Here is a 22,013-nt window from a genome sequence, read left to right as displayed (position 1 = left end):
TATGAACCACGCCGCCGGCACCCCGACTTCCGCTTCTGCCTCTCCCACCGCGCTCTACCAGCAGGTGAAGGAGTACATCGCCCGCCAGATCCAGAGCGGCGCGTGGCAGCCGGGCGACCGGGTGCCGTCGGAGCAAGAGCTGGTGAACCGCTTCGGCGTCTCGCGCATGACCGTCAACCGGGCGCTGCGCGAGCTGCAGGAGCAGGGCCGGGTGGTTCGCGTAGCCGGCGTGGGCACCTTCGTCGCCGAGCACAAGCCGCAGTCGACGCTGCTGTCGGTGGTCAACCTGCAAGACGAGATTCGCATGCGCGGGCACGACTACGCCTGCGACGTGATCCTGGTGGAGCGGGTCTCGGCGTCGATCGAGGTGGCCGCGGCGCTGGAGCTGCGCACCGGCGAGTCGGTCTATCACTCGGTCTGCGTGCACCGCGAGGATGGCGTGCCGGTGCAGCTGGAAGACCGCTACGTCAACCCGCGCGTGGCGCCCGATTTCATCACGCAGGATTTCAGCGAGACCCAGCCCGGCGAATACCTGCTGCGCCACGTGCCCTACGACCAGGTCGAGCATGTCGTCGACGCCATTGCCGCAACGCCGGAGCAGGCCGCGCAGCTGGAAATGCCCCCCACGCAGGCCTGCCTGATGCTGACGCGCCGCACCTGGACCAACGGGGTGCCGGTGACTTTCGTGCGCTGCCTGCATCCGGGTAACCGCTATCGCCTCGGCAGCCGCTTCCGCGCCGACGGCAACCCCGCGTTCGGCTGATTCCACAAGAATCTGCCTGCACCCTCAAATTTTTACCTAAGCTGTATAGACAGGAACATACAAATGACTGCCAGCCTACATGACCAAGCCTCCCGTCCGCTGCTGACCCTGCAGCCGGGCCAAGTCACCCTGGCCGACCTGCGCCGCATCTATCGCGGCGAAGTGCGCCTGGCCATGGCCGATTCCGCCGGGGCGGGCGTGCGTGCCGCGCAGGCCACGGTGCAGGACATCATCGACGCCGACGCCGTGGTCTACGGCATCAACACCGGCTTCGGCAAGCTGGCGCAGACGCGCATCCCCAACGACAAGCTGGCGCAGCTGCAGCGCAACCTGGTGCTGTCGCACAGCGTCGGCACTGGCCCGGACCTGGCCGAAGACACCGTGCGGCTGATCCTGGCGACCAAGGCGGTCAGCCTGGCGCGCGGCCATTCGGGCGTGCGACCGGAACTGATCGAGGCCTTGCTGGCGCTGGTCAACCACGGCGTGACGCCGTGCATCCCGGCCAAGGGTTCTGTCGGCGCCTCGGGCGACCTGGCGCCGCTGGCGCATATGTCGTGCACGCTGATCGGCGTGGGCGAAGTGCTGGTGGGCGGTAAGCGCATGCCGGCCGCCGAAGGCCTGGCGCATGCCGGCCTGCAGGCCTTCGAACTGGGCCCCAAGGAAGGGCTGGCGCTGCTCAATGGCACCCAGGTGTCGACCGCACTGGCGCTGGCCGGCCTGTTTGCCGCCGAAGACGCCTTTGCCGCGGGTCTGGTCGCCGGCGCGCTGTCGCTGGAGGCGATCAAGGGCTCGGTCAAGCCGTTCGATGCCCGCATCCATGCGGCGCGCGGCCAGGCCGGCCAGATCGCCGTGGCCGGCGCCGTGCGGGCGATGCTCGACGGCAGCGAGATCGTCGACTCGCACAAGGCCTGCGGCCGCGTGCAGGACCCGTATTCGATCCGCTGCCAGCCACAGGTGATGGGCGCGTGCCTGGACAATCTGCAGCACGCCGCGCGCATCCTGCAGATCGAAGCCAATGCCGCGTCGGACAACCCGCTGGTGTTCTCGGAGCAGGGCGATGTGGTCTCTGGCGGAAATTTCCACGCCGAGCCGGTGGCCTTCGCCGCCGACATCATTGCGCTGGCGATCGCCGAGATCGGCGCGATCTCCGAGCGCCGGCTGGCGCTGCTGCTCGATACCGGCCTGTCGGGTCTGCCGCCGTTCCTGGTGCGCGACGGCGGGTTGAATTCGGGCTTCATGATCGCGCAGGTGACGGCCGCCGCGCTGGCCTCGGAGAACAAGTCGCTGGCGCATCCGTCCAGCGTCGACAGCCTGCCGACCTCGGCCAACCAGGAAGACCACGTGTCGATGGCCACCTACGGCGCGCGCCGGTTGGGCGAGATGGCGGCCAACACCGCGGTGGTGGTCGGCATCGAGGCCATGGCCGCGGCGCAGGGCATCGAATTCCACCGGCCGCTGAAGTCGTCGCCGCTGGTGGAGCAGGAACTGGCCCGCATCCGCGCGCGGGTGGATTTTGTCGAAGGCGACCGATACCTGGCGCCGGATATCGAAGCGATGAAGCAGTGGGTGGTGCAGGGAGATGCGGGGGCGGGATGGCCGGCTGCGGTGAGGGCAATTTTGCCGACCAACGCTGCTTGAGCCAGCCCCAATCACGCACCAAGCGGCACCAGAAACGATCGCGCCACCAGCGCCATCCCAAAAGGAGAACAACACATGAACGCTCCCGAATCCCAATCCCTGCAACGCGGCCAGCGCGAGATCCGCGCGCCGCGCGGTACCCAGCTGCACTGCAAGAACTGGCTGATCGAAGCCGCCTACCGCATGATCCAGAACAACCTGGATCCCGACGTGGCCGAGCGGCCGCAGGACCTGGTGGTGTACGGCGGCATCGGCAAGGCCGCGCGCAACTGGGAATGCTTCGACGCCATCCTGGACAGCTTGCGCCGGCTCGGCGAAGACGAGTCGCTGCTGGTGCAGTCGGGCAAGCCGGTCGGCGTGTTTCGCACGCATCCCGATGCGCCGCGCGTACTGATCGCCAACTCCAACCTGGTGCCGCACTGGGCTACGTGGGACAAGTTCAATGAGCTCGATCGCGCCGGGCTGATGATGTACGGCCAGATGACCGCGGGCTCGTGGATCTACATCGGCACGCAGGGCATCGTGCAGGGCACCTACGAGACCTTTGTCGAGGCCGGACGCCAGCACTACAACGGCGACCTGTCGGGCAAGTGGATCCTGACCGCGGGCCTCGGCGGCATGGGCGGCGCGCAGCCGCTGGCGGGCGTGCTGGCGGGTGCGTGCGTGCTGGCGATCGAATGCCAGGAATCGCGCATCGACTTCCGCATCCGCACGCGCTACCTCGACAAGAAGGCCACCACGCTGGACGAGGCGCTGGCGATGATCGCCGAGGCCACCGCAAAGAAGGAGGCGATCTCGGTCGGCCTGCTCGGCAATGCCGCCGACATCGTGCCGGAACTGGCAAAGCGCGCGCAGGCTGGCGGCATGCGCCCGCATATCGTCACCGACCAGACCTCGGCGCACGACCTGGTCAACGGCTACCTGCCGCAAGGCTGGAGCGTCGCGCAATGGGAGCAAGCGCGCCAGCACGATCCCAAGTCGGTGGAGGCCGCCGCGCGTCCGTCCATCGTCAAACACGTGCAGGCCATGCTCGACTTCCAGAAGATGGGCGTGCCCACGGTCGACTACGGCAACAACATCCGCCAGGTCGCGTTCGACGAAGGCGTGCAGAACGCCTTCGATTTCCCCGGCTTCGTGCCGGCCTATATCCGCCCGCTGTTCTGCCGCGGCAAGGGGCCGTTCCGCTGGGTCGCGCTGTCGGGCGATCCCGAGGATATCTACAAGACCGACGCCAAGATGAAGGAGCTGTTCCCCGAGGACAAGGCCCTGCATCGCTGGCTCGACATGGCGCACGACCGCATCGCCTTCCAGGGCCTGCCGGCGCGGATCTGCTGGGTGGGGCTGGACGAGCGCCATCGCGCCGGGCTGGCCTTCAACGAGATGGTGAAGTCGGGCGAGCTGAAAGCGCCGGTGGTGATCGGCCGCGACCATCTGGACTGCGGCTCGGTGGCGTCGCCCAACCGCGAGACCGAGGCCATGCGCGACGGCTCCGACGCGGTGTCCGACTGGCCGTTGCTGAACGCGCTGCTGAACACCGCCGGCGGCGCCACCTGGGTCAGCCTGCACCATGGCGGCGGCGTGGGCATGGGCTTCTCGCAGCATTCCGGCGTGGTGATCGTGTGCGACGGCACCGACGCGGCGGCAAAGCGCATCGAGCGCGTGCTGTGGAACGATCCGGCCACCGGCGTGATGCGCCATGCGGATGCGGGCTATGACCTTGCCATCGCCTGCGCGCACGAGAAGGGCCTGGACCTGCCGATGGTGAGGGGCGTATGAGTGCATCGCTGTTTCAATCCTTCACGCTGGCCGACATCGCGCCCACACGCTGGAAGAATGGCGGCGGCAACACGCGCGAGATCGCGGTGTGGCCGACAGGTGCGGGCATGGATGACTTTGTCTGGCGCCTGAGCGTCGCCGATATCGAAAGCGATGGACCGTTCTCGGCGTTCCCTGGCATCGACCGCCAGATCGTGCTGCTCGACGGCGCGGGCGTGACCTTGCGCGCGGACGACGGCAGCTTCAGCCATCGCCTGGCCAGCGTCGGCGAGCCGTTCGCGTTTTCGGGCGATACCAGCCTGCAGGCAACGCTGCTCGACGGCGCCACGCGCGATTTCAACGTGATGACGCGGCGCGGACACTGCCGTGCGCGCGTCGAAGCGTTCCGCGCAGGGTTTGCGGTCAGCACCGGCTCCCATGCGCTGTGCCTGCTGGCCGTCAGCGGTGCCTGGCAGGCGCCGGACGCCGCCACGCCGCTGCAAGCGGGCGATGGCCTGCTGTTAGCCCCGGCCGCTACCGCATCGACCCTTGCGTTTGAACCTGCCGGTGACGCCGCGCTGTGCCTGTGCGTCACCCTCGAGATGGAGCCCGGTCAATGACCATGACTTCTGCATCCGCCGCGCCCAGCGCGGACGGTGTCTGGCACAACTGCCACCTGCTGCCCGATGCCGATCCCGCGCAGGCCATCCGCGATGCCGCGCTGGTGGTCGAACACGGACGCATCGCCTGGCTTGGCACGGCAGTGGACCTGCCCGAAGCCTGGCGCGCCGCGCCGCGCCATGATGCCAACGGTGCCTGGGTCACGCCGGGGCTGGTCGATTGCCACACGCACCTGGTCTACGGTGGCCAGCGCGCCGACGAATTCGCCATGCGCCTGACCGGTGCCGGCTACGAAGAGATCGCGCGCGCCGGCGGCGGCATCGTCTCGACGGTGCGCGCCACGCGTGCAGCCGACGAAGACACGCTGTTCGCGCAGGCGGCGGCGCGCTTGCAGCCGCTGCTGGCCGAGGGCGTCACCGTCATCGAGATCAAGTCCGGTTATGGCCTGAACCTGGAATCCGAACGCAAGCAGCTGCGCGTGGCGCGCCGGCTGGGCGAGCACTTCGGGGTCTCGGTCTACACCACCTTCCTTGGCGCGCATGCGCTGCCGCCGGAATACGCGGGCCGCGCCGACGACTATATCGAGCTGGTCTGCGACACCATGCTGCCGGCGCTGGCCGAAGAGGGCCTGGTCGATGCCGTCGATGCCTTCTGCGAGTCGATCGGTTTCTCGCTCGCGCAGACGGAACGGGTGTTCGAAGCCGCCGCGCGCCACGGGCTGCGCATCAAGCTGCATGCGGAGCAGCTCAGCAACCTGGGCGGCGCCGCGCTGGCGGCACGCCATCGCGCGCTGTCGGCCGACCATCTCGAACATCTGGACGAAGCGGGCGTGGCCGCGATGGCCGAAGCCGGCACGGTCGCGGTGCTGCTGCCGGGCGCCTACTACTTCCTGCGCGACACCAAGCTGCCGCCGATCGCGCTGCTGCGCCAGTATGGCGTGCCGATGGCGATCTCCACCGACCACAACCCCGGCACCTCGCCGGTGACCTCGCTGCTGCTGATGATGAATATGGCGTGCACGCTGTTCCGCCTGACGGTGCCCGAGGCGCTGGCCGGCGTCACCGCGCACGCGGCGCGCGCGCTGGGCACCGCCGATCGCCACGGGCGGCTGGCCGTGGGACGGACTGCCGATTTCGCACTGTGGCGCATCGATTCGCCCGCCGAGCTGGCGTACTGGTTCGGCCGCAATCCGGTCGCGACGGTGGTGCGGCAGGGGCGCGTCCATGGCTGCGCGGGAGCCACGGCATGAGCGGCACGCAACTGTTCGCGCCGTTTGCGCTGCTGCCGGATGGCTGGGCCCGCGACGTGCTGCTGGCGTGGGACGAGCACGGCCGCTTCACCGCCGTGCAGCCGGGCGCGGCGCCTGCCGCCGGCGTGTCGCGGGCGGCAGGCCCGGTGCTGCCGGGCATGCCCAACCTGCATTCGCATGCGTTCCAGCGCGGCTTTGCCGGCCTGACCGAATTCCGCAGCCGGCCGCAGGGCGACGATCCGGCCGGCGCCGATTCGTTCTGGAGCTGGCGCACGCTGATGTACCGCTTCGCGCAGCGGCTTTCGCCCGACACGCTGGAGGCGGTCGCGACCCAGCTCTATATCGAGATGCTGCGCGCGGGCTACACCAGCGTGTGCGAGTTCCACTACGTGCATCACGACGAAGGCGGCAGGCCCTATGCCGATGCCGCCGAGATGTCGCTGCGGCTGCTGCGCGCGGCGCAGCGCACCGGCATCGGCATGACGCTGCTGCCGGTGCTGTACCAGAGCGCGGGCTTTGGCGGCCAGGCGCCGCTGGCGGGGCAGCGGCGCTTCCTGCACGACACCGATGCCATGCTGAAGCTGCTGGAACGGCTGCAACCGGCTTGCGCGCAGTCCGGCGCGCGCCTCGGGCTGGCACCGCACTCGCTGCGCGCGGTGCCGGAGGCAAGCCTGGTGCATGCGCTGGCGGGACTGCGCGCGATCGACGCGCAGGCGCCGGTCCATATCCATATCGCCGAGCAGCAGAAGGAGGTCGACGACTGCATCGCGTGGTCGGGCACGCGCCCGGTGGCGTGGCTGTTCGACCATGTCGAGGTCGATGCGCGCTGGTGCCTGGTGCATGCCACCCATATGGACTGGGACGAGCGCCGGCGCCTCGCGCACAGCGGCGCGGTGGCCGGCATCTGCCCGACCACCGAGGCCAACCTGGGCGACGGCGTGTTCGAGGCCGCGCCCTACCTGGCGCAGCAGGGCGCATGGGGCATCGGCTCGGACAGCCATGCCAGCGTCAGCGTGGCGGAGGAGCTGCGGCTGTTCGAGTACGGCCAGCGGCTCGGCCTGCAGCGGCGCAACGTGCTGGCATCCGACACCCACGCGCAGGTGGCCGACCGCCTGTACCTGGAAGCGGTGGCCGGCGGCGCACGTGCAGCGGGTCGCGCGGTGGCCGGACTGGCAGTAGGCCAGCAGGCCGATTTCGTCGTGCTGGACGGCGCGCATCCCACGCTGGCGGGGCTCGACGGGCCGCAGGCACTGGCCACGCACGTGTTCGCCTGCCACGGCCATGAGACACTAGCGGAAGTCCGCACCGCCGGCCGCAGCCGCGTGCAGCATGGCGCGCATCCGCTGCAGGCGGAAGCCGGGCGCCTGTTCATCGCGGCGCGCGCCAGCCTGCTGGCCGACTGAAACCGGGCCCACGCCCACCGCATCGCAACCACCATGTCCTTTTCCACCGATACCCCCGCCTTCACCCTGCACCGGGGCACGCGCCCGCTGCTGGTATCGATGCCGCATGTCGGCACGCACCTGCCCGCATCGGTCTCGCAGCGCCTGACCGCCGAGGCCCGCATCGTGCCTGACACCGACTGGCACCTGGAACGCCTGTACGACTTCGCCCGCGAACTGGGCGCGTCGGTGCTGGCGGCCACGCACTCGCGCTACGTGGTCGACCTGAACCGCCCGCCCGACAACGCCAACCTGTATCCCGGCCAGGACACCACCGGCCTGTGCCCGGTCGATACCTTCGACAAGACGCCGCTCTATGCTGACGGCAACGGTCCCGACGACGCCGAAATCGCCGCGCGCCGCGACGCGATCTGGCGCCCGTACCACCAGGCGCTGGCCGACGAGCTGGCACGGCTGAAGGCCGAGCATGGCACGGTCGCGCTGTGGGACGCGCATTCGATCCGCTCGGTGCTGCCGCGCTTCTTCGACGGCAAGCTGCCCGATTTCAACCTCGGCACCGCCAATGGCGACAGCTGCGACGCCGCGCTCGCCGGCCAGCTGCTGGAACAGGCCAGTGCGGTGCCGGGCCACACCGCGGTGCTCAATGGCCGCTTCAAGGGTGGCTACATCACGCGGCAATACGGCAAGCCGGCCAATGGCGTGCACGCGGTGCAGCTGGAGCTGTCGCAGTGCGCCTACATGGCCGAGGTGTATCCGTTCGCCTATGACGAGGCGCGCGCCACGGCGCTGCAGCCGGCGCTGCGCGGCATGCTGGCGACGGTGCTGGAATTCGTCGAGTCGCGCTGAAAGGCAGCAGGACGAAAGAACGGCAGCACGAAAAAAGGCCCGGCGCAATGCCGGGCCCGTGGCACGCCGGTGCGGGCTTACTTCTTCACCACGTGCTTGTTCGCCTTGCTGCCGGTGACCTCGTTGTACTTCTCCACATAGACCTCGAACAGCTTGCGGATCGAGCGCCCGATCTTGGCGTAGTCCGCTTCGTTCAGGTTGGCCAGCGACACGCGGCCTGACGGATGGCGGGTGCCGAAGCCGCGGCCCGGCAGCAGCACCACGCCAGCCTCGTCGGCCAGCTGAAACAGCAGCTCGTTGGGCTCGACCGAATTCAGCACCCATTTGACGAAGTCCGGCCCGAGCGCCTTGCCGCCGAGCTGCTCCAGATCGAGCAGCGTGTAGTAGTCGACGGCGTTGGGGTCGTCAGCATCCGGCGCAATGCCGATCTCGCGGTACAGCGCGGCCTTGCGGCTGCGGATCAGCCGCTTCATCGCGTTCTTGTAGTCGTCCGGCGTATCCATCAGCGAGAACAGCGAGAACAGCACCATCTGCACCTGCTGCGGCGTCGACAGGCCGGCGGTGTGGTTCAGCGCCACCGTGCGGCTGTCGGCGACCAGGCGGTCGATGAACTTCAGCTTTTGCGGCTCGGTGGTGATCGAGCTGTAGCGCTTGTTCAGCTCCTGGCGCGTGGCTTCCGGCAGCTTGCCGATCTGCAGGTCGAAGATATTGTCGCGATGCGTCGCGATCACGCCCAGGCGCCAGCCGGTCGCGCCGAAGTACTTCGAGAACGAATACACCAGGATGGTATTGCGCGGGCACATCGCGAACAGCGAGACGAAGTTGTCGGCAAAGGTGCCGTAGACATCGTCGGTCAGGATGATCAGGTCGGGCCGTTCCTCGATGATCGAGGCCAGGTATTCCAGGCTCTCGTCGCTCATGCGCACCGACGGCGGGTTGCTCGGGTTGACCAGGAAGAAGGCCTTGACCTTGGGATCGCGCAGCTTGTCGAGCTGCTCCTTCGAATACTGCCAGCGCGAATCCGGATCGGCGTCGACCGACAGCTCCACCAGCTGGTAGTCGTTCAGTTCCGGGATCTCGATATACGGCGTGAAGATCGGCATGCCCAGCGCGATGGTGTCGCCGGCCTTGAGCAGGTGGTTTTCGCGGATGGTGTTGAACAGGTAGGTCATGGCCGCGGTGCCGCCTTCGACCGCGAACAGGTCGAAGTCGCCGATGAAGGGATGATTGCCGATCATCTCCTTGCGGATGTACTGGCTGACGATGTTTTCCGACAGCCTGAGCATGCGGTCGGGCACCGGGTAATTGCAGGCCAGGATGCCTTCGCACATCTCGTAGAGGAAGTCGCCCGCGCTCAGGCCGAGCTGGTCGCGCACATACGACACCGCGCCGGCCAGGAACTTCACCCCCGGGGTGTCGGAAAATTCGCGCGCGAACAGGTCGAAGCGTTCTTCGATACCTTCGCGGCGCGGGAACCCGCCGACGCCCTCCGGCATGTACGAGAACGAGCGCTCCGATTCGCGCATCGCGAACAGGCCGAGCTGCCAGAAGCCGTGGCGCGGCACCGTCGCCAGGAAATTGGGGTTGCCGCGGCCGGCGTTGAGCATCAGGCGCTCGGCGTCGCTGCTGGCCAGCTTGATCAGTTCATCCTTCAGTTCGAACGGCGAGAGGCTGGACAGCTTGGAGATATCGAACTTGCTCATGGCTTGCTCCTGTGTAGACGCTTGTCGGTTGGGTTGGCGGGCCGGCACCGGCGGCACGGCCCGCGCAGCAGCGGAGAGGGCAAAGGGAAACGCGCTAGACCAGGCCCACCACCAGCGGGCCCAGCAACGTCAGCAGCACGTTGGCGAGCGCATAGGTGATGGCGAACGGCACCGTCGGCACCGGGCTTTCGGCCTTGTCGAGGATGCCGCCGAAGGCGGGGTTGGCGCTGCGCGATCCCGACAGCGCGCCGGCCAGCAGCGCGGCGTTGTCGTACTTCAGCACGTAGCGGCCGAACAGCATGGTCAGGAACAGCGGCAGCAACGTCACCACCGCGCCCAGGATGAAGATGGTCAGGCCGCTCTGGCGCAGCGTGGTCACCGCCTGCAGGCCTGAGTTGATGCCGACGATGGCGACGAACGCGGCCAGGCCGAAGTCCTTCAGCAGCTGGCACGCGGCAGTCGGCATGGCGCCGAACATCTTGTGCTTGGAGCGGGCCCAGCCGAACACCAGGCCGGACAGCAGCGCGCCGCCGCCGGCGCCCAGCGTCAGCGGGATGGAGCCGATGCGCCAGACCAGCAGGCCCACCAGCAGGCCGACCAGCACGCCCGCGCCGAAGTAGACGAAGTCCGTCTTCTCGCTCGGCACCAACTCATAGCCGGCGCTCTGCGCCGCGCGCTTGGTATCGGCCGGGGTGCCGTAGAGCGTGATGACGTCGCCGTGCTGCAGCTTGAGCTCGGGCAGCAGCGGCAGCGGGTGGTCATAGCGTTCGATGCGCTCGATATAGACGCCATGGCGCATGTCGCGCCCGACCATGTCGACGATCTCGGCCACGGTCTTGTTGTTCATGCCCTTGGCGGTGAACACCACGTTGCGCGACTGCATCACCGCGCCCATGCCGTCGGCATCGGCCACTTCCTCGCCGATCTGCGCGGCGGTCGGCACGACGGCGTCGCGGCGTCCCACCAGCAGCACCAGGTCGTCATGCTGCAGCACCAGGTCCTGCGTGACCTCCAGCTGCTTGCCGGCGCGCTGCACTTTCTCCACGGTGACCAGGTCCTCGCCGCCCATCTCCAGCTGCGCGACGGTCTGTCCGGTCGCATCGTTGACGCGATACAGCCGGCCGACCAGCCGCGGCAGCGCGCCGCGCTGGCCCGGGCCGTACTGCGGCAGGCCGCCGTTGAGCTGGGCCTCGACCTTCTTGGCATCGGTCTTCAGGTCCGTCTTCATGAAGCGCGGCAGGATGTTGACGCAGACAATGATGGCGCCGAGCGAGCCGAACACATAGGTCACCGCGTAGCCGATGGCGACGTTGGCCTGCATGGTCTTGACCTGGTCGGGCGGCAGGCCCAGCTTGGTGATGGCGTCGCCGGCGGTGCCGATAATGGCCGACTGTGTCATGCCGCCGGCGGCGAGGCCGGCCGCGAGTCCCTTGTCGAGATGGAACAGCTTGGCCAGCACCACCACCGTGACCAGGCCGCACACCGCCATGAACACCGCCATGGCGATCTCGCGCAGCGAGCTGCGGTTCAGCGAGTTGAAGAACTGCGGGCCGCTTTCATAGCCCACCGCGTAGATAAAGACCGCGAACATCACCGCCTTGACGCCGTTGTCGATCTCGACGCCAACCTGGCTGATCACCACCGCGGCCAGCAGCGAGCCAGCCACGCCGCCCAGCTGGAAACGCCCGAACGTGATCTTGCCGATCGCGTAACCGACCGCCAGCGCAAGGAACAGCGCGGACTCGGGCGACTTCTGGAAAATCTCATGCAACCAATCCATCGAAGGCTCCTGGAACGAGTGAGGCAGGTTGGGCGAGTTGTGGCATCAGGGCGTGGGGGCGCTGGGGGCTCGGCCTCGCAGGCGGGGCGCGCAGGTGCCGCGGTGCGTGGCGCGGCATACCGGCCCTGGGCGCGAGGGCGATCGTGGCGACGCTGGACGTTTGCGATGTCGGCACGCACGCAGCACGTGCGACGGCATGGCCGTGTCGAGGCAGCGAGAGGATTATCTCTGCCGCTCCGGGGCCGGCGTAGTGAAAGCTTTTGTCGGTGAATTAAACGCAGTCAACAAAGCGCGCGCGGGATGGCGCGGCTGCGCGGAGCGGGTTCGATGGCGGCGCGCCAGGGCGCGGCGCGCACCCGCCAAAGGTAGGGGACCGCCTCACCCGGATGGGTGCGGCGGCAGGGACCCATGCGCCGGGCTCAGCGCCCGCCGGCCAGGCGTGCTTCGATATGCTTGGCGCGCTCGAGCGAACCCGGGTGCGAACTCAGCATGCTTGATTGCCCGCCATCGAGTTGCGACATCTTGCGGAACGCGGACGCCAGCGCCTGGCGGTTGGCGCCGTTCTTCGTCAGCAGGTCGAAGGAGTAGTCGTCGGCCGCGGTTTCCTGGCGCTGAGAGAACTGCGCATTGACGAACTGCTCGGCCAGCGCGCCGATCTGCGACGACGACAGCGCCGTCAGCGAAGCGATGCCGGTCGACCCCAGCAAGCCACGCGCCGCGGCCGCGGTGTAGGCCACCTGCATCGCCGCCTTGGTGTGGCCGAGCGCCACATGGCCGATCTCGTGGCCGACCACGCCACGCACTTCATCATCGCTGAGCAGGTCCATCAGCCCGCTGTAGACGCGCACGCAGCCGTTGGCCATGGCCCAGGCATTGATGTCCTTGGTCACGTAGACCTTGGCGTCGAGCGGCAGCCCGGTATTGCCGAGGCCGCTCATCACGGTGGCCAGGCGCCGCGCGTAGGTACTGTTGGCCGCCGCGATAGTGTTCTTCTTGTCCATCTCGGCGCAGGACTGGTCCGACAGCGTCTTGACGTTGCTGTCGGACAGCGTGGCGGCGGTGAACAGGCTGCCGCCGGCCTGGGTCAGGCTTTCCATGTTGGCGCCGGCACAGCCGGCCATCAGCGCGGCGCAGGCGAGGGCGGATAGGGTCAGTCGGCTCATGGTCGCTCCGGGGTTTGAGGGGATGGCAATGCCATAGGATAGGAAGCCCCGCCCCGGGGCACCAGTGGGCGCTGTCCGACACACCTTGAAACGTCGGCCGGAAGGCATTGCAGGTATAAGCGATGTGACCGAACCGGCTGGTGTTGCAGGGCTAATTTGGCACGTACAAAACACCCTTGCCGGCCATTAATATTTGTAAGTACAATTAATCCCGTGATCATCGAGTTCGATCCCGCCAAGCGAGACAAGACCCTTGGCGAACGCGGGCTCGATTTTGCGCGAGCCTTCGAGGTTTTCGCAGGCATGCATTTCACAGGCGAAGACGCTCGGGAACGCTATCCCGAGCCGCGCTATATCACTGTCGGGATGCTGGATGGCCGCATGGTCGTCATGGTGTGGACCACGCGCGGCGAGGCACGCCGCATTATCAGCATGAGGAAAGCCAATGAACGGGAACAAGCGCGCTACCTCCAGTACTGGGTTGATCCCGATGACGCGCCCGAGCTGACTGACGAGTTTTTCAAGCAGGCCGACTTGCTGGATGGGGACAAGCTCGTCAGACGAGGGCGCGGCCGTCCGCGCGGTACCACCAAGACTGCCACGACGGTACGCCTTGACGACGATGTCCTCGAGGCGTTGAAGGCAAGCGGACCGCGCTGGCAGACGCGGCTCAATGTGCTGGTTCGCGACTGGCTGAAGACGCACAAGCTCGACGAAATCGAGGTCTGAGCCGACGGCTTATTGGCTTGTTGCTTTGGAAGAAAATCTGGTGCCCGGGGTCGGACTCGAACCGACACGCCTTGCGGCGGGGGATTTTGAGTCCCCTGCGTCTACCTGTTTCACCACCCGGGCAGGTGTGACGGCATCGGAACCGATGCCGGGCTGAGCCGGGGATTATGCCGCAAATCCAGCCACCGGACAACCGGCGCCGGGTCGGTCCGGGGTCACGCAAATCCGGTAGCATGGCGTCCAGTCCTGCGCCCGCCAACCGTACCGATTGTGCCCCCGACCGCCATGACCGACCCAGACTTGCTTGCGCGCCTTGCCAGCCTGCCTTCGCAGGATCCCGCCTTCTATGACCGCGAGTACAACAACCGCGCCAATGTGCCGGACAACCCCACGCATCTGGCGCGATGGGCGCAGTGGTCCGCACAGGTGCGCGCGCGCGGCCCGTACCTGGCGGACCTGAGCTATGCCGGCGCGGACTCGCGCCATGCGTCTGGCGAGACCCTGGACTACTTCCCGGCGCAGCGCGCCAACGGGGCCTTGCCGCCGCTGCTGGTGTTCGTGCATGGCGGCTATTACCGCGCGCTGGACAAGCACGACCACAGCTTCGTCGCCAGCGCGCTGCCGGCGCTGGGGGTGTCGGTGGCGGTGGTCAACTACACGCTGGTGCCGGCGGCGACGGTGCCGGAGATCGTGCAGCAGGTGCTGCACAGCGTGGCCTGGCTGTACCGGCAGGCGGACCGTCTCGGCCATGACCCGCAGCGGCTGTTCGTGGCGGGACATTCGGTGGGCGGCCACCTGGTGGCGATGCTGATGGCCGCGCGCTGGCCGCAGTTTGGCGCCGACCTGCCTGCAGGGCTGGTCCGAGGCGGGCTCTCGGTGAGCGGGCTGTACGACATGGAGCCGCTGCGGCGCGCGGCTTTCCTGCAGTGCGACCTGCAGCTGTCGGAAGCGGATGTCGCGCGGCTATCGCCCGCGTACATGGCGCCGGCCGACGATGCACCGCTGGCAATCGCGGTGGGCGAGCTGGAGGCGGACGAATACCACCGTCAGCATGCGCTGATCCGCGCGGCGTGGCCGGCCAAGGTGGCGCATCCGGCGGCGAGCGACCTGGTGCTGCCGGACTGCCATCATTTCAACGTGCTGGACAGCCTGGCCAGCGCGGATGGCGCGCTGACGCAAGCGGTGCTGCGGCTGGTGGAGCGCTGAGTCGCCGACGCTCGCCGCGACCTCAGCCCTCCAGCACGCGCAGCAGCGACGAGGTATCGTCCTTGCCCCAGCCTTTCTCCATCAGCACGCGCAGTTGCGCCGAGGTGGCCTGCATCGCCGGCAGCTCGAGGCCGATTTCCTCGGCGATATCGCGCGCCAGCCCGAAGTCCTTGTCGTGCAGCCGCGCCTCGATGCCGGCGGCAAAGTTGCGCGCCACCATCTTGGGGCCCATCAGGTCGAGCATGCGGCTGCCGGCCATGCCGGTGGCCATGGCCTCGAACACGCGGCCGGTGTCGACGTTCTGCGCGGCGGCAAAGCGCATCGCTTCGGCAATGCCTTCGATATTGACTACCTGGGCGATCTGGTTGCACAGCTTGGCGACCTGGCCGGCGCCGTGGTCGCCGATATGGGTGATGGTCTTGCCGAGCCGCTCCAGCAGCGGGCGCACGCGTTCCAGCATCTCGGCCTTGCCGCCGACCATGATGGTCAGCGTGCCGGCCTCGGCGCCCATGGTGCCGCCTGAGACCGGGCAGTCGAGCGCCTCGATGCCGCGCGCTTCCAGCGCCGCGGCGATCTCGCGCGTGACGATGGGCGAGATGGTGCTGTGGTCGATGCAGATGGCGCCGGGCGCGGCCCCGTGGATCACGCCCTGCGCGCCCAGCAGCACCTCGCGCACGTCTTCGGACGAGGTCACGTTGGTGAAGACCACGCTGGCGCCGCGGGCCGCCTCGGCGGGCGTGAAGAACGGTTCCGCCCCCAGCGAGCGCGCGGCCTCGGCGGCTTCCGGGCGGCGCACGAAGGCGCGCACGGTGTGGCCGGCGGCCAGCAGGTGGCGCACCATGTGCGAGCCCATGGCGCCCAGGCCGATAAAGGCGATGGTGACGGGGGTGGGAGTGGTGCTCATGCCAGGCTTCCTTTCGTGATGCGTTGTTGCCTTGATGCGTCGATGCGGCGGGCTACTTGTCGCCCGCATAGGCAAACTTGCCGTTGCGGATCACCCCCATCACGCGCGAACGCTGGTCGAAGCCCTGGTGGTCCTTCGGGTTCAGGTTCATCACGCCGTTGGGGATGGTGAGATTGGTGGTGGTTTCCAGCGCGTCGCGCATGGCCGCGCGGAACTCGCGCGTGCCGGGCTGTGCGCCGCTCCTGAGCGCGCGGCGGGCGGCGTCGTCGAGCAGCATCCAAGCGCCCCAGGCATCGCCGGCGAACTGCGTCACGCTGTCGGCGCCGTACTTTCCTTCGTAACGATTGACGAAGTCCAGCGCGACCTTGCGCACCGGATGGCTCTCGGGCAGCTGGCGCGCGACCACCACCGGCCCGGTCGGGAACAGCGTGCCTTCCACGTCCTTGCCGCCCATGCGCAGGAAGTCCCAGGTGGCGATGCCGTGGGTCTGGTAGACCTTGCCCTTGTAGCCGCGCTCGCCCAGCGTCTTCTGCGGCAGCACCGATGGCGTGCCGGCGCCGGCGATCAGGATCGCGTCCGGGTTGGCCGCCATCAGCTTGAGCACCTGCCCGGTGACCGAGGTGTCGTTGCGCGAGAAGCGCTCGCTGGCGACCACCCGGATCTTGCGCAGCTCGGCCAGCTTCGAGAACTCGCGCCACCAGCTTTCGCCGTAGGCGTCGGCAAAGCCGATAAAGCCGACCGTCCTGACACCGTGGTTGCTCATGTATTCGGTCAGCACGGTGGCCATGTGCGAGTCGTTCTGCGGCATCTTGAAGGCCCAGCGGCGCTTGGCATCGGTCTGCGGCTCGACGATGGCGGCCGAGGCGGCCAGCGCCACCATCGGGGTCTCGCCCTCGGCCACGGCGTCGAGCGCGGCGATCGCGGTGGGCGTGATGTTGGGGCCGACGATCACGTCGACCTTCTCCTCGGAGATCAGCTTGCGCACGTTGCGCACCGCGGCCGCCGGGTCGGTGCCGTCGTCCAGGATGATGTAGTGCGCCTTCTGGCCGCCCAGCGTCGGCGGCCACATCAGCACGGTGTTCTTGGACGGGATGCCAATCGAGGCGGCCGGCCCGGTGGTGGACACATCGATGCCGACGCGGATGTCGGCATGGGCGGCGCCGGCAAGGTACAGCGCGCCAGCCAGCAGCAGGGGGCGCAGGGGCAGCTTCAGCATGGTCTCCTCCGTTCTTATATGTGACGGGAAAGGATAGCCGAAGTCGGCCGGCGGGGCACCGTGGCCCCGCCGCAGCGGCATCAGCGCACGCCCAGGCGCCAGAGCGAGGTCACTTCGGCCGAGCGCGCCGCATGCAGCGGGTCGGCCGCATCGGCCGCGCGCGGGTGGCGCGGGCGGATGTCGGAGCGGCCCAGCACCTTCAGCCCCGCCGCTTCGATCCAGCTCGCCAGTTCGTCGCGCTGGCGCAGGCCCAGGTGCTCGGCCAGGTCGGACAGCAGCAGCCAGCCCTCGCCGCCGGGTTCCAGGTGCTCGGCCAGCCCTTGCAGGAAGCCGCGCAGCATGGCGCTGTCGGGATCATAGACGGCGCGCTCGACCGGCGAGCTGGGCCGTGCCGGCACCCACGGCGGGTTGCATACCACCAGCGGCGCGCGGCCGGCGGGGAACAGGTCGGCCTCGACCACCTCGACCTGCGCGGCGTAGCCGAGCCGGGCGATGTTCTCGCGCGCGCAGGACAGCGCGCGCGGGTCCTGGTCGGTGGCCACCACGCGCTGCACGCCGCGGCGGGCCAGCACCGCGGCCAGCACGCCGGTGCCGGTGCCGATATCGAAGGCCAGCGTCTTGGCCGGCAGCGGCTCGGCCGCGACCAGGTCGATGTATTCGCCGCGCACCGGCGAGAACACGCCGTACCACGGGTGGATGCGGTCTTCCAGCGCCGGGATCTCGACACCCTTCCTGCGCCACTCGAATGCGCCGATCATGCCCAGCAGCTCGCGCAGCGAGGCTACGTAGGGTTCGCTGGCCGGGCCGTAGACCTGTTCGCACGCTTCCTGCACATCGGGCGCGCGGCGCAGCGGGATCTGGTGGCCGGCCTCGAACGGCAGCAGCAGCATGCCCAGCGTGCGCGCGCGCTGCGACTGCGCCAGCCGGTGCAGGTGGAAGGCCTCGGTGGGCGACGCGGCCTGGCTCTTGTCCCGTGCCTTGTGGCCGGGGCGGCTGGCCTTTTTGGGCTTGCGCTCGGTGCGGCGCGCGAGCGCGTTCAGCAGCTGTCGCGCGTTCTGGAAATCGCCCCGCCACAGCAGCGCGGTGCCTTCGCAGGCAAGGCGGTAGGCGCTGTCGGCGCTGGTGGTGTCGTCGGCGACGACCACGCGCCGCGGCGGCGGCAGGCCAGCCTCGGAGCGCCAGGCGGCGCTGTGCTCGACGCCGTTTTCGGTCCAGTGAATGCGGGGCAGGTCGCTCACAGGACCTCCGGACGGCAGGTGGGGATGTGCAGGGCAGGCATCGTGGATTGACTTCTTATATAGAGCGGGGCGGCAGCGGTGGCCGCCTCAGAGTTCGTAGGCTTCGTGTTCGCCGGACATGGCCTGCTCGACCAGCTTGCGGTTGAGCGTCGGCGAGAACAGTTCGATGAAGGTGTAGACAAAGCTGCGCAGGTAGGCCCCCTGCTTGACGGCCAAGTGGGTCACGTTGCTGCCGAACAGGTGCCCGGCGGCAATCCCGCGCAGGTTGCGGTCGCGCTCGGCATCATAGGCGACGCCGGCGACGATGCCCACGCCCAGCCCGATTTCCACATAGGTCTTGATCACGTCCGCGTCGATGGCCTCGAGCACGATGTCCGGCGTCAGGTGGCGCAGCGCGAAAGCCTTGTCGATCTTGGTGCGCCCGGCGAAGTTGGCATCGTAGGTGATCAGCGGGTAGCCCATCAGGTCTTCCAGCGCCAGGTGCTTCTTGTCGAGCAGCGGGTGCTCGGGCGGCGTAATCACCATATGGGTCCACTGGTAGCCCGGCAGCGACACCAGGTTCTTGTCGCTGGAGATGCCTTCGGTGGCGATGCCGATGTCGGCATGGTCATGCAGCAGCATGTCGGCAATCTGGGCCGGGTTGCCCTGCTGGATCGACAGCCGCACCTTGGGATAGCGCTTGGTGAACTCGCTGATCACGCGCGGCAGCGCATAGCGCGCCTGAGTGTGCGTGGTGGCTATGGTGAAGTTGCCCTGGTCCTGTGCCGCATAGTCCATGCCGACGCGCTTCAGGCTTTCCACTTCCTGCAGGATTTTCTCGACCGAGCTCAGGATGCGGCGGCCGGGCTCCGTCAGGCTGCGGATGCGCTTGCCGTGGCGCGTGAAGATATCCACGCCCAATTCTTCTTCCAGCTCGATGATGGCCTTGGATACGCCGGGCTGTGACGTATAGAGCGCTTTAGCGGCCTCGGTCAGGTTGTAGTTCTGCCGGACGGCTTCCCGCACGAAGCGAAACTGGTGCAAGTTCATATATCTGCGTTCGTATAAACAAACAACTTCTTATTAGTTTGAGGTATGAGGCCAGTTTATTACGATTCTCGAACTTTGTTAATGAACGGCCTGCCCTCGGTGCGCCTTCTCGCCGCGGCCAGTTCCACGGCGAGAGCCGCGGGCCACGCCACACCGAGTCCCCAATGTCCCTGGCCTATACCGTTTCTGGTCTGTTCGTAGGCATCCTCGTCGGCCTCACCGGCGTGGGAGGGGGCTCGCTGATGACGCCGCTGCTGACGCTGCTGTTCGGCTTCTCGCCGGCAACCGCGGTCGGCACCGACCTGGCCTTCGCGGCCATCACCAAGGGATTCGGCACCATCGCGCATCGCGCCCACGGCCATGTGCAGTGGCAGGTGGTGCGGCGCCTGTGCATCGGCAGCCTGCCGGCGGCGGTGGCCGCCATCCTGGTGCTGAAGAGCGCCGGCGAACTCGACGGCCGGTGGCTGCATGCGATCCGCGTGACCATCGGCGTGTCGGTGCTGCTGACGGTGCTGTCGCTGCTGTTCCGCCGCCAGATGCTGGCCTGGCTGGAACGCAACCCGCGCTTCCAGCTGCATGGCCGCAAGCAGGTCGTTGCCACCATTATCGTCGGCGCGGTGATCGGCGTGCTGGTCACGGTCTCGTCGATCGGCGCCGGCGCGGTTGGCGCCACCCTGATCCTGCTGCTGTATCCCCATATGAAGCCGGCCGAAGTGGCCGGCACCGACATCGCCTACGCCGTCCCGCTGACGGCGCTGGCCGGGCTGGGCCACGTTTGGCTTGGCACGGTCGACTGGAATTTGCTGCTGGCGCTGCTGGTGGGTTCTATCCCCGGCATCTGGCTGGGCGCGCAACTGTCGCGGGCGCTGCCCGAGCGGCTGGTGCGTGCCGCCCTGGCGACGACGCTGACGCTCGTCGCCATCAAGCTCGTTTCCTAGGAGGCTGTTTAAAAATGATTCTGACGTCGTTGCGCGGCCTTGTCGTACTGCTTGTACTGCCTGCGGCCGCGCGCCTAGTCAGAACCGCTTCGCTTCATTTTGAAACAGCCTCCCAAAACATTTAACGAATACTGAACGGACCCCGCCATGTATCAGTACGACCAATATGACCAGCGCATCGTCGCCGAGCGCGTCGCCCAGTTCCGTGACCAGGTGCGCCGCCGCCTGTCGGACGAGCTGACCGAGGAAGAATTCCTGCCGCTGCGGCTGCAGAACGGCCTGTACATGCAGCGCCACGCCTACATGCTGCGCGTGGCGATTCCGTACGGCCTGCTGTCGTCGAAGCAGATGCGCAAGCTGGCCCATATCGCGCGCGAATACGACCGCGGCTACGGCCACTTCTCGACCCGCCAGAACATCCAGTACAACTGGATGGAACTGGAGCGCGTCCCCGACGTGCTGGCCGAGCTGGCCAGCGTCGAGATGCACGCCATCCAGACCTCGGGCAACTGCGTGCGCAACATCACCACCGACCACTTCGCCGGCGTGGCGCCGGACGAGTCGGTCGACCCGCGCGTGCTGGCCGAGCTGCTGCGCCAGTGGAGCACGTTCCAGCCGGAATTCGCCTTCCTGCCGCGCAAGTTCAAGATCGCGATCTCGGCGTCGGCCGACGACCGCGCCGTGGTGCAGATGCACGACATCGGCGTCTATGCCTACAAGAATGCCGACGGTGAGGTGCGCCTGCGCATCCTGGCCGGCGGCGGCCTCGGCCGCACGCCGATCCTGGGCACGATCATCAAGGACGACCTGCCGTGGCAGCACATGCTGACCTACATCGAGTCGGCGATCCGCGTCTACAACCGCTACGGCCGCCGCGACAACAAGTACAAGGCCCGCATCAAGATCCTGGTGAAGGCGATCGGCGCCGAAAAGTTCGCCCAGGAAGTCGAGGAAGAATGGCAGCACAGCAAGGATGGCCCGGCCACGCTGACGCAGGCCGAATTCGACCGCGTGGCGCAGTACTTCACGCCGCCCGCGTATGAAAAGCTGGCCGATACCGACGCCTCGTACGAAAAGCACCTGCTCGAGGACAAGGCCTTCGCGCGCTGGGTCAGCCGCAGCGTGCACGGCCACAAGGTGCCCGGCTACGCCGCGGTGACGCTGTCGACCAAGCCGGGCGTGGCCTCACCCCCGGGCGATGCCACCGACGCGCAGATGGAAACCGTGGCCGACCTGGCCGACCAGTTTGGCTTCGGCGAGCTGCGCGTCGCGCACGAGCAGAACCTGGTGCTGCCGGACGTCAGGAAGCAGGACCTCTACGAACTGTGGCAACTGGCAAAGAAGGCCGGCCTGGCGACGCCGAACATCGGCCTGCTGACCGACATCATCGCCTGCCCCGGCGGCGACTTCTGCTCGCTGGCCAACGCCAAGTCGATCCCGATCGCGCAGGCGATCCAGGACCGCTTCGACGACCTCGACTACGTCCATGACCTGGGCGAGATCTCGCTGAACATCTCGGGCTGCATCAACGCCTGCGGCCACCACCACGTCGGCAATATCGGCGTGCTGGGCGTCGACAAGGACGGTTCGGAGTGGTACCAGGTCACGCTGGGCGGCGCGCAGGGCAACCAGACCGCGCTGGGCAAGGTGATCGGCCCGTCGTTCAGCGCCGAGGAAATGCCCGACGTGGTGAGCCGCATCATCGACACTTTCGTCGCAAACCGCATCGAGGACGAGCGCTTTATCGAAACCCTGTCCCGCATCGGCATCGCCCCGTTCAAGGAGCGTGTCTACGCAGACAAGCAGCCGCGCGAGCGGGCCGAAGCCTGAGG

17 protein-coding genes, 1 tRNA gene and 2 pseudogenes are annotated in these 22,013 nt (G+C 67.9%); 12 read left to right on the top strand and 8 right to left on the bottom strand.

The genetic code is table 11. The annotated features are described in order from the left end of the window. Position 1: 1 nt before the first annotated feature. The 7 genes from hutC (at position 2) to hutG (ending at position 8,275) form a co-directional block, all read left to right on the top strand. Positions 2-763 (top strand): histidine utilization repressor, encoded by a 762-nt coding sequence (gene hutC / locus ACEI37_RS23790; protein WP_373378422.1) that lies wholly within the window; start codon positions 2-4, stop codon positions 761-763. Positions 764-826: 63 nt separating this feature from the next. Then, positions 827-2,401 (top strand): histidine ammonia-lyase, encoded by a 1,575-nt coding sequence (gene hutH, locus ACEI37_RS23785; protein ID WP_373378421.1) that lies wholly within the window; start codon positions 827-829, stop codon positions 2,399-2,401. Positions 2,402-2,476: 75 nt separating this feature from the next. Continuing rightward, on the top strand, positions 2,477-4,177 hold the full coding sequence (gene hutU / locus ACEI37_RS23780; RefSeq protein WP_373378420.1) for a urocanate hydratase: 1,701 nt from the start codon (positions 2,477-2,479) through the stop codon (positions 4,175-4,177). Further along, a complete protein-coding gene (locus tag ACEI37_RS23775; protein ID WP_373378419.1) occupies positions 4,174-4,776 on the top strand; it encodes a HutD family protein in 603 nt (200 codons plus the stop codon). Before hutU ends, ACEI37_RS23775 begins: the two co-directional genes overlap by 4 nt. Beyond that, on the top strand, positions 4,773-6,026 hold the full coding sequence (hutI, locus tag ACEI37_RS23770; RefSeq protein WP_373378418.1) for an imidazolonepropionase: 1,254 nt from the start codon (positions 4,773-4,775) through the stop codon (positions 6,024-6,026). Before ACEI37_RS23775 ends, hutI begins: the two co-directional genes overlap by 4 nt. After that, on the top strand, positions 6,023-7,429 hold the full coding sequence (locus ACEI37_RS23765) for a formimidoylglutamate deiminase (RefSeq protein WP_373378417.1): 1,407 nt from the start codon (positions 6,023-6,025) through the stop codon (positions 7,427-7,429). The genes hutI and ACEI37_RS23765 overlap by 4 nt, the downstream gene beginning before the upstream one ends. A gap of 33 nt (positions 7,430-7,462) precedes the next feature. After that, positions 7,463-8,275, top strand: a complete 813-nt coding sequence (hutG, locus tag ACEI37_RS23760) for an N-formylglutamate deformylase (RefSeq protein WP_373378416.1) — start codon at positions 7,463-7,465, stop codon at positions 8,273-8,275. A 77-nt stretch (positions 8,276-8,352) separates the two neighbouring features. On the opposite strand, the gene ACEI37_RS23755 is transcribed toward hutG, so the two are convergent. The 3 genes from ACEI37_RS23755 to ACEI37_RS23745 form a co-directional block, all read right to left on the bottom strand. Beyond that, positions 8,353-9,978, bottom strand: coding sequence for a bifunctional aspartate transaminase/aspartate 4-decarboxylase (locus ACEI37_RS23755; RefSeq protein WP_373378415.1), 1,626 nt, complete (start codon positions 9,976-9,978; stop codon positions 8,353-8,355). Positions 9,979-10,072: 94 nt separating this feature from the next. Beyond that, a complete protein-coding gene (gene aspT / locus ACEI37_RS23750; RefSeq protein ID WP_373378414.1) occupies positions 10,073-11,758 on the bottom strand; it encodes an aspartate-alanine antiporter in 1,686 nt (561 codons plus the stop codon). A gap of 419 nt (positions 11,759-12,177) precedes the next feature. Further along, the gene (locus ACEI37_RS23745; RefSeq protein WP_373378413.1) at positions 12,178-12,921 is read right to left on the bottom strand and encodes a M48 family metallopeptidase; all 744 of its coding nucleotides are present in this window, start codon (positions 12,919-12,921) and stop codon (positions 12,178-12,180) included. Between the two features lie 213 nt (positions 12,922-13,134). Here ACEI37_RS23745 and ACEI37_RS23740 point away from each other — a divergent pair. Next, positions 13,135-13,389 (top strand): annotated as a pseudogene (locus ACEI37_RS23740) (BrnT family toxin); the annotation flags it as partial. Continuing rightward, a pseudogene (locus ACEI37_RS23735) lies at positions 13,367-13,650 on the top strand (BrnA antitoxin family protein). The pseudogenes ACEI37_RS23740 and ACEI37_RS23735, both read left to right, overlap by 23 nt. 38 nt (positions 13,651-13,688) lie before the next feature. On the opposite strand, the gene ACEI37_RS23730 reads toward ACEI37_RS23735, so the two are convergent. Continuing rightward, positions 13,689-13,773, bottom strand: a tRNA-Leu gene (locus ACEI37_RS23730). 162 nt (positions 13,774-13,935) lie between these two features. Between ACEI37_RS23730 and ACEI37_RS23725 the strand changes: the two genes are divergently transcribed. Continuing rightward, the gene (locus ACEI37_RS23725; RefSeq protein ID WP_373378412.1) at positions 13,936-14,856 is read left to right on the top strand and encodes an alpha/beta hydrolase; all 921 of its coding nucleotides are present in this window, start codon (positions 13,936-13,938) and stop codon (positions 14,854-14,856) included. A 22-nt stretch (positions 14,857-14,878) separates the two neighbouring features. Here ACEI37_RS23725 and ACEI37_RS23720 read toward each other — a convergent pair whose 3' ends face one another. The 4 genes from ACEI37_RS23720 to ACEI37_RS23705 all read right to left on the bottom strand — a co-directional run bounded on the left by ACEI37_RS23720 (position 14,879) and on the right by ACEI37_RS23705 (position 19,243). Further along, on the bottom strand, positions 14,879-15,829 hold the full coding sequence (locus tag ACEI37_RS23720; protein WP_373378411.1) for an NAD(P)-dependent oxidoreductase: 951 nt from the start codon (positions 15,827-15,829) through the stop codon (positions 14,879-14,881). Beyond that, positions 15,813-16,976, bottom strand: a complete 1,164-nt coding sequence (locus ACEI37_RS23715) for an ABC transporter substrate-binding protein (protein WP_373378410.1) — start codon at positions 16,974-16,976, stop codon at positions 15,813-15,815. The genes ACEI37_RS23720 and ACEI37_RS23715 overlap by 17 nt, the downstream gene beginning before the upstream one ends. Before the next feature lie 80 nt (positions 16,977-17,056). Then, positions 17,057-18,214 (bottom strand): methyltransferase, encoded by a 1,158-nt coding sequence (locus ACEI37_RS23710; protein WP_373378409.1) that lies wholly within the window; start codon positions 18,212-18,214, stop codon positions 17,057-17,059. Between the two features lie 87 nt (positions 18,215-18,301). Further along, complete coding sequence (locus ACEI37_RS23705) at positions 18,302-19,243, bottom strand: CysB family HTH-type transcriptional regulator (protein WP_373378408.1); 942 nt, start codon at positions 19,241-19,243, stop codon at positions 18,302-18,304. A 164-nt stretch (positions 19,244-19,407) separates the two neighbouring features. Here ACEI37_RS23705 and ACEI37_RS23700 point away from each other — a divergent pair, with 164 nt between their 5' ends. Further along, on the top strand, positions 19,408-20,181 hold the full coding sequence (locus ACEI37_RS23700; RefSeq protein WP_373378407.1) for a sulfite exporter TauE/SafE family protein: 774 nt from the start codon (positions 19,408-19,410) through the stop codon (positions 20,179-20,181). A 147-nt stretch (positions 20,182-20,328) separates the two neighbouring features. Beyond that, positions 20,329-22,011, top strand: a complete 1,683-nt coding sequence (locus ACEI37_RS23695) for a nitrite/sulfite reductase (protein WP_373378406.1) — start codon at positions 20,329-20,331, stop codon at positions 22,009-22,011. The last annotated feature ends 2 nt before the right edge of the window (positions 22,012-22,013 follow it).

The sequence above is a fragment of the Cupriavidus nantongensis genome (assembly GCF_041726985.1).
GTDB classification, from domain to species: domain Bacteria; phylum Pseudomonadota; class Gammaproteobacteria; order Burkholderiales; family Burkholderiaceae; genus Cupriavidus; species Cupriavidus nantongensis_A.
Note: the sequence above shows the minus strand (reverse complement) of the source record. Positions and strands in the feature narration are given on the sequence as shown.

Excerpts from the sequence above, each read along its gene's own strand:
- ACEI37_RS23720 (WP_373378411.1), bottom strand. The coding sequence starts at position 15,829 with ATGCGGGCGACAAGTAGCCCGCCGCATCGACGCATCAAGGCAACAACG.
- ACEI37_RS23700 (WP_373378407.1), top strand. The coding sequence starts at position 19,408 with ATGTCCCTGGCCTATACCGTTTCTGGTCTGTTCGTAGGCATCCTCGTC.
- hutH (WP_373378421.1), top strand. The coding sequence starts at position 827 with ATGACTGCCAGCCTACATGACCAAGCCTCCCGTCCGCTGCTGACCCTG.
- ACEI37_RS23775 (WP_373378419.1), top strand. The coding sequence starts at position 4,174 with ATGAGTGCATCGCTGTTTCAATCCTTCACGCTGGCCGACATCGCGCCC.
- hutG (WP_373378416.1), top strand. The coding sequence starts at position 7,463 with ATGTCCTTTTCCACCGATACCCCCGCCTTCACCCTGCACCGGGGCACG.
- ACEI37_RS23715 (WP_373378410.1), bottom strand. The coding sequence starts at position 16,976 with ATGCTGAAGCTGCCCCTGCGCCCCCTGCTGCTGGCTGGCGCGCTGTAC.
- ACEI37_RS23705 (WP_373378408.1), bottom strand. The coding sequence starts at position 19,243 with ATGAACTTGCACCAGTTTCGCTTCGTGCGGGAAGCCGTCCGGCAGAAC.
- ACEI37_RS23695 (WP_373378406.1), top strand. The coding sequence starts at position 20,329 with ATGTATCAGTACGACCAATATGACCAGCGCATCGTCGCCGAGCGCGTC.
- ACEI37_RS23745 (WP_373378413.1), bottom strand. The coding sequence starts at position 12,921 with ATGAGCCGACTGACCCTATCCGCCCTCGCCTGCGCCGCGCTGATGGCC.
- ACEI37_RS23765 (WP_373378417.1), top strand. The coding sequence starts at position 6,023 with ATGAGCGGCACGCAACTGTTCGCGCCGTTTGCGCTGCTGCCGGATGGC.
- ACEI37_RS23755 (WP_373378415.1), bottom strand. The coding sequence starts at position 9,978 with ATGAGCAAGTTCGATATCTCCAAGCTGTCCAGCCTCTCGCCGTTCGAA.
- aspT (WP_373378414.1), bottom strand. The coding sequence starts at position 11,758 with ATGGATTGGTTGCATGAGATTTTCCAGAAGTCGCCCGAGTCCGCGCTG.
- hutI (WP_373378418.1), top strand. The coding sequence starts at position 4,773 with ATGACCATGACTTCTGCATCCGCCGCGCCCAGCGCGGACGGTGTCTGG.
- hutU (WP_373378420.1), top strand. The coding sequence starts at position 2,477 with ATGAACGCTCCCGAATCCCAATCCCTGCAACGCGGCCAGCGCGAGATC.
- hutC (WP_373378422.1), top strand. The coding sequence starts at position 2 with ATGAACCACGCCGCCGGCACCCCGACTTCCGCTTCTGCCTCTCCCACC.
- ACEI37_RS23725 (WP_373378412.1), top strand. The coding sequence starts at position 13,936 with ATGACCGACCCAGACTTGCTTGCGCGCCTTGCCAGCCTGCCTTCGCAG.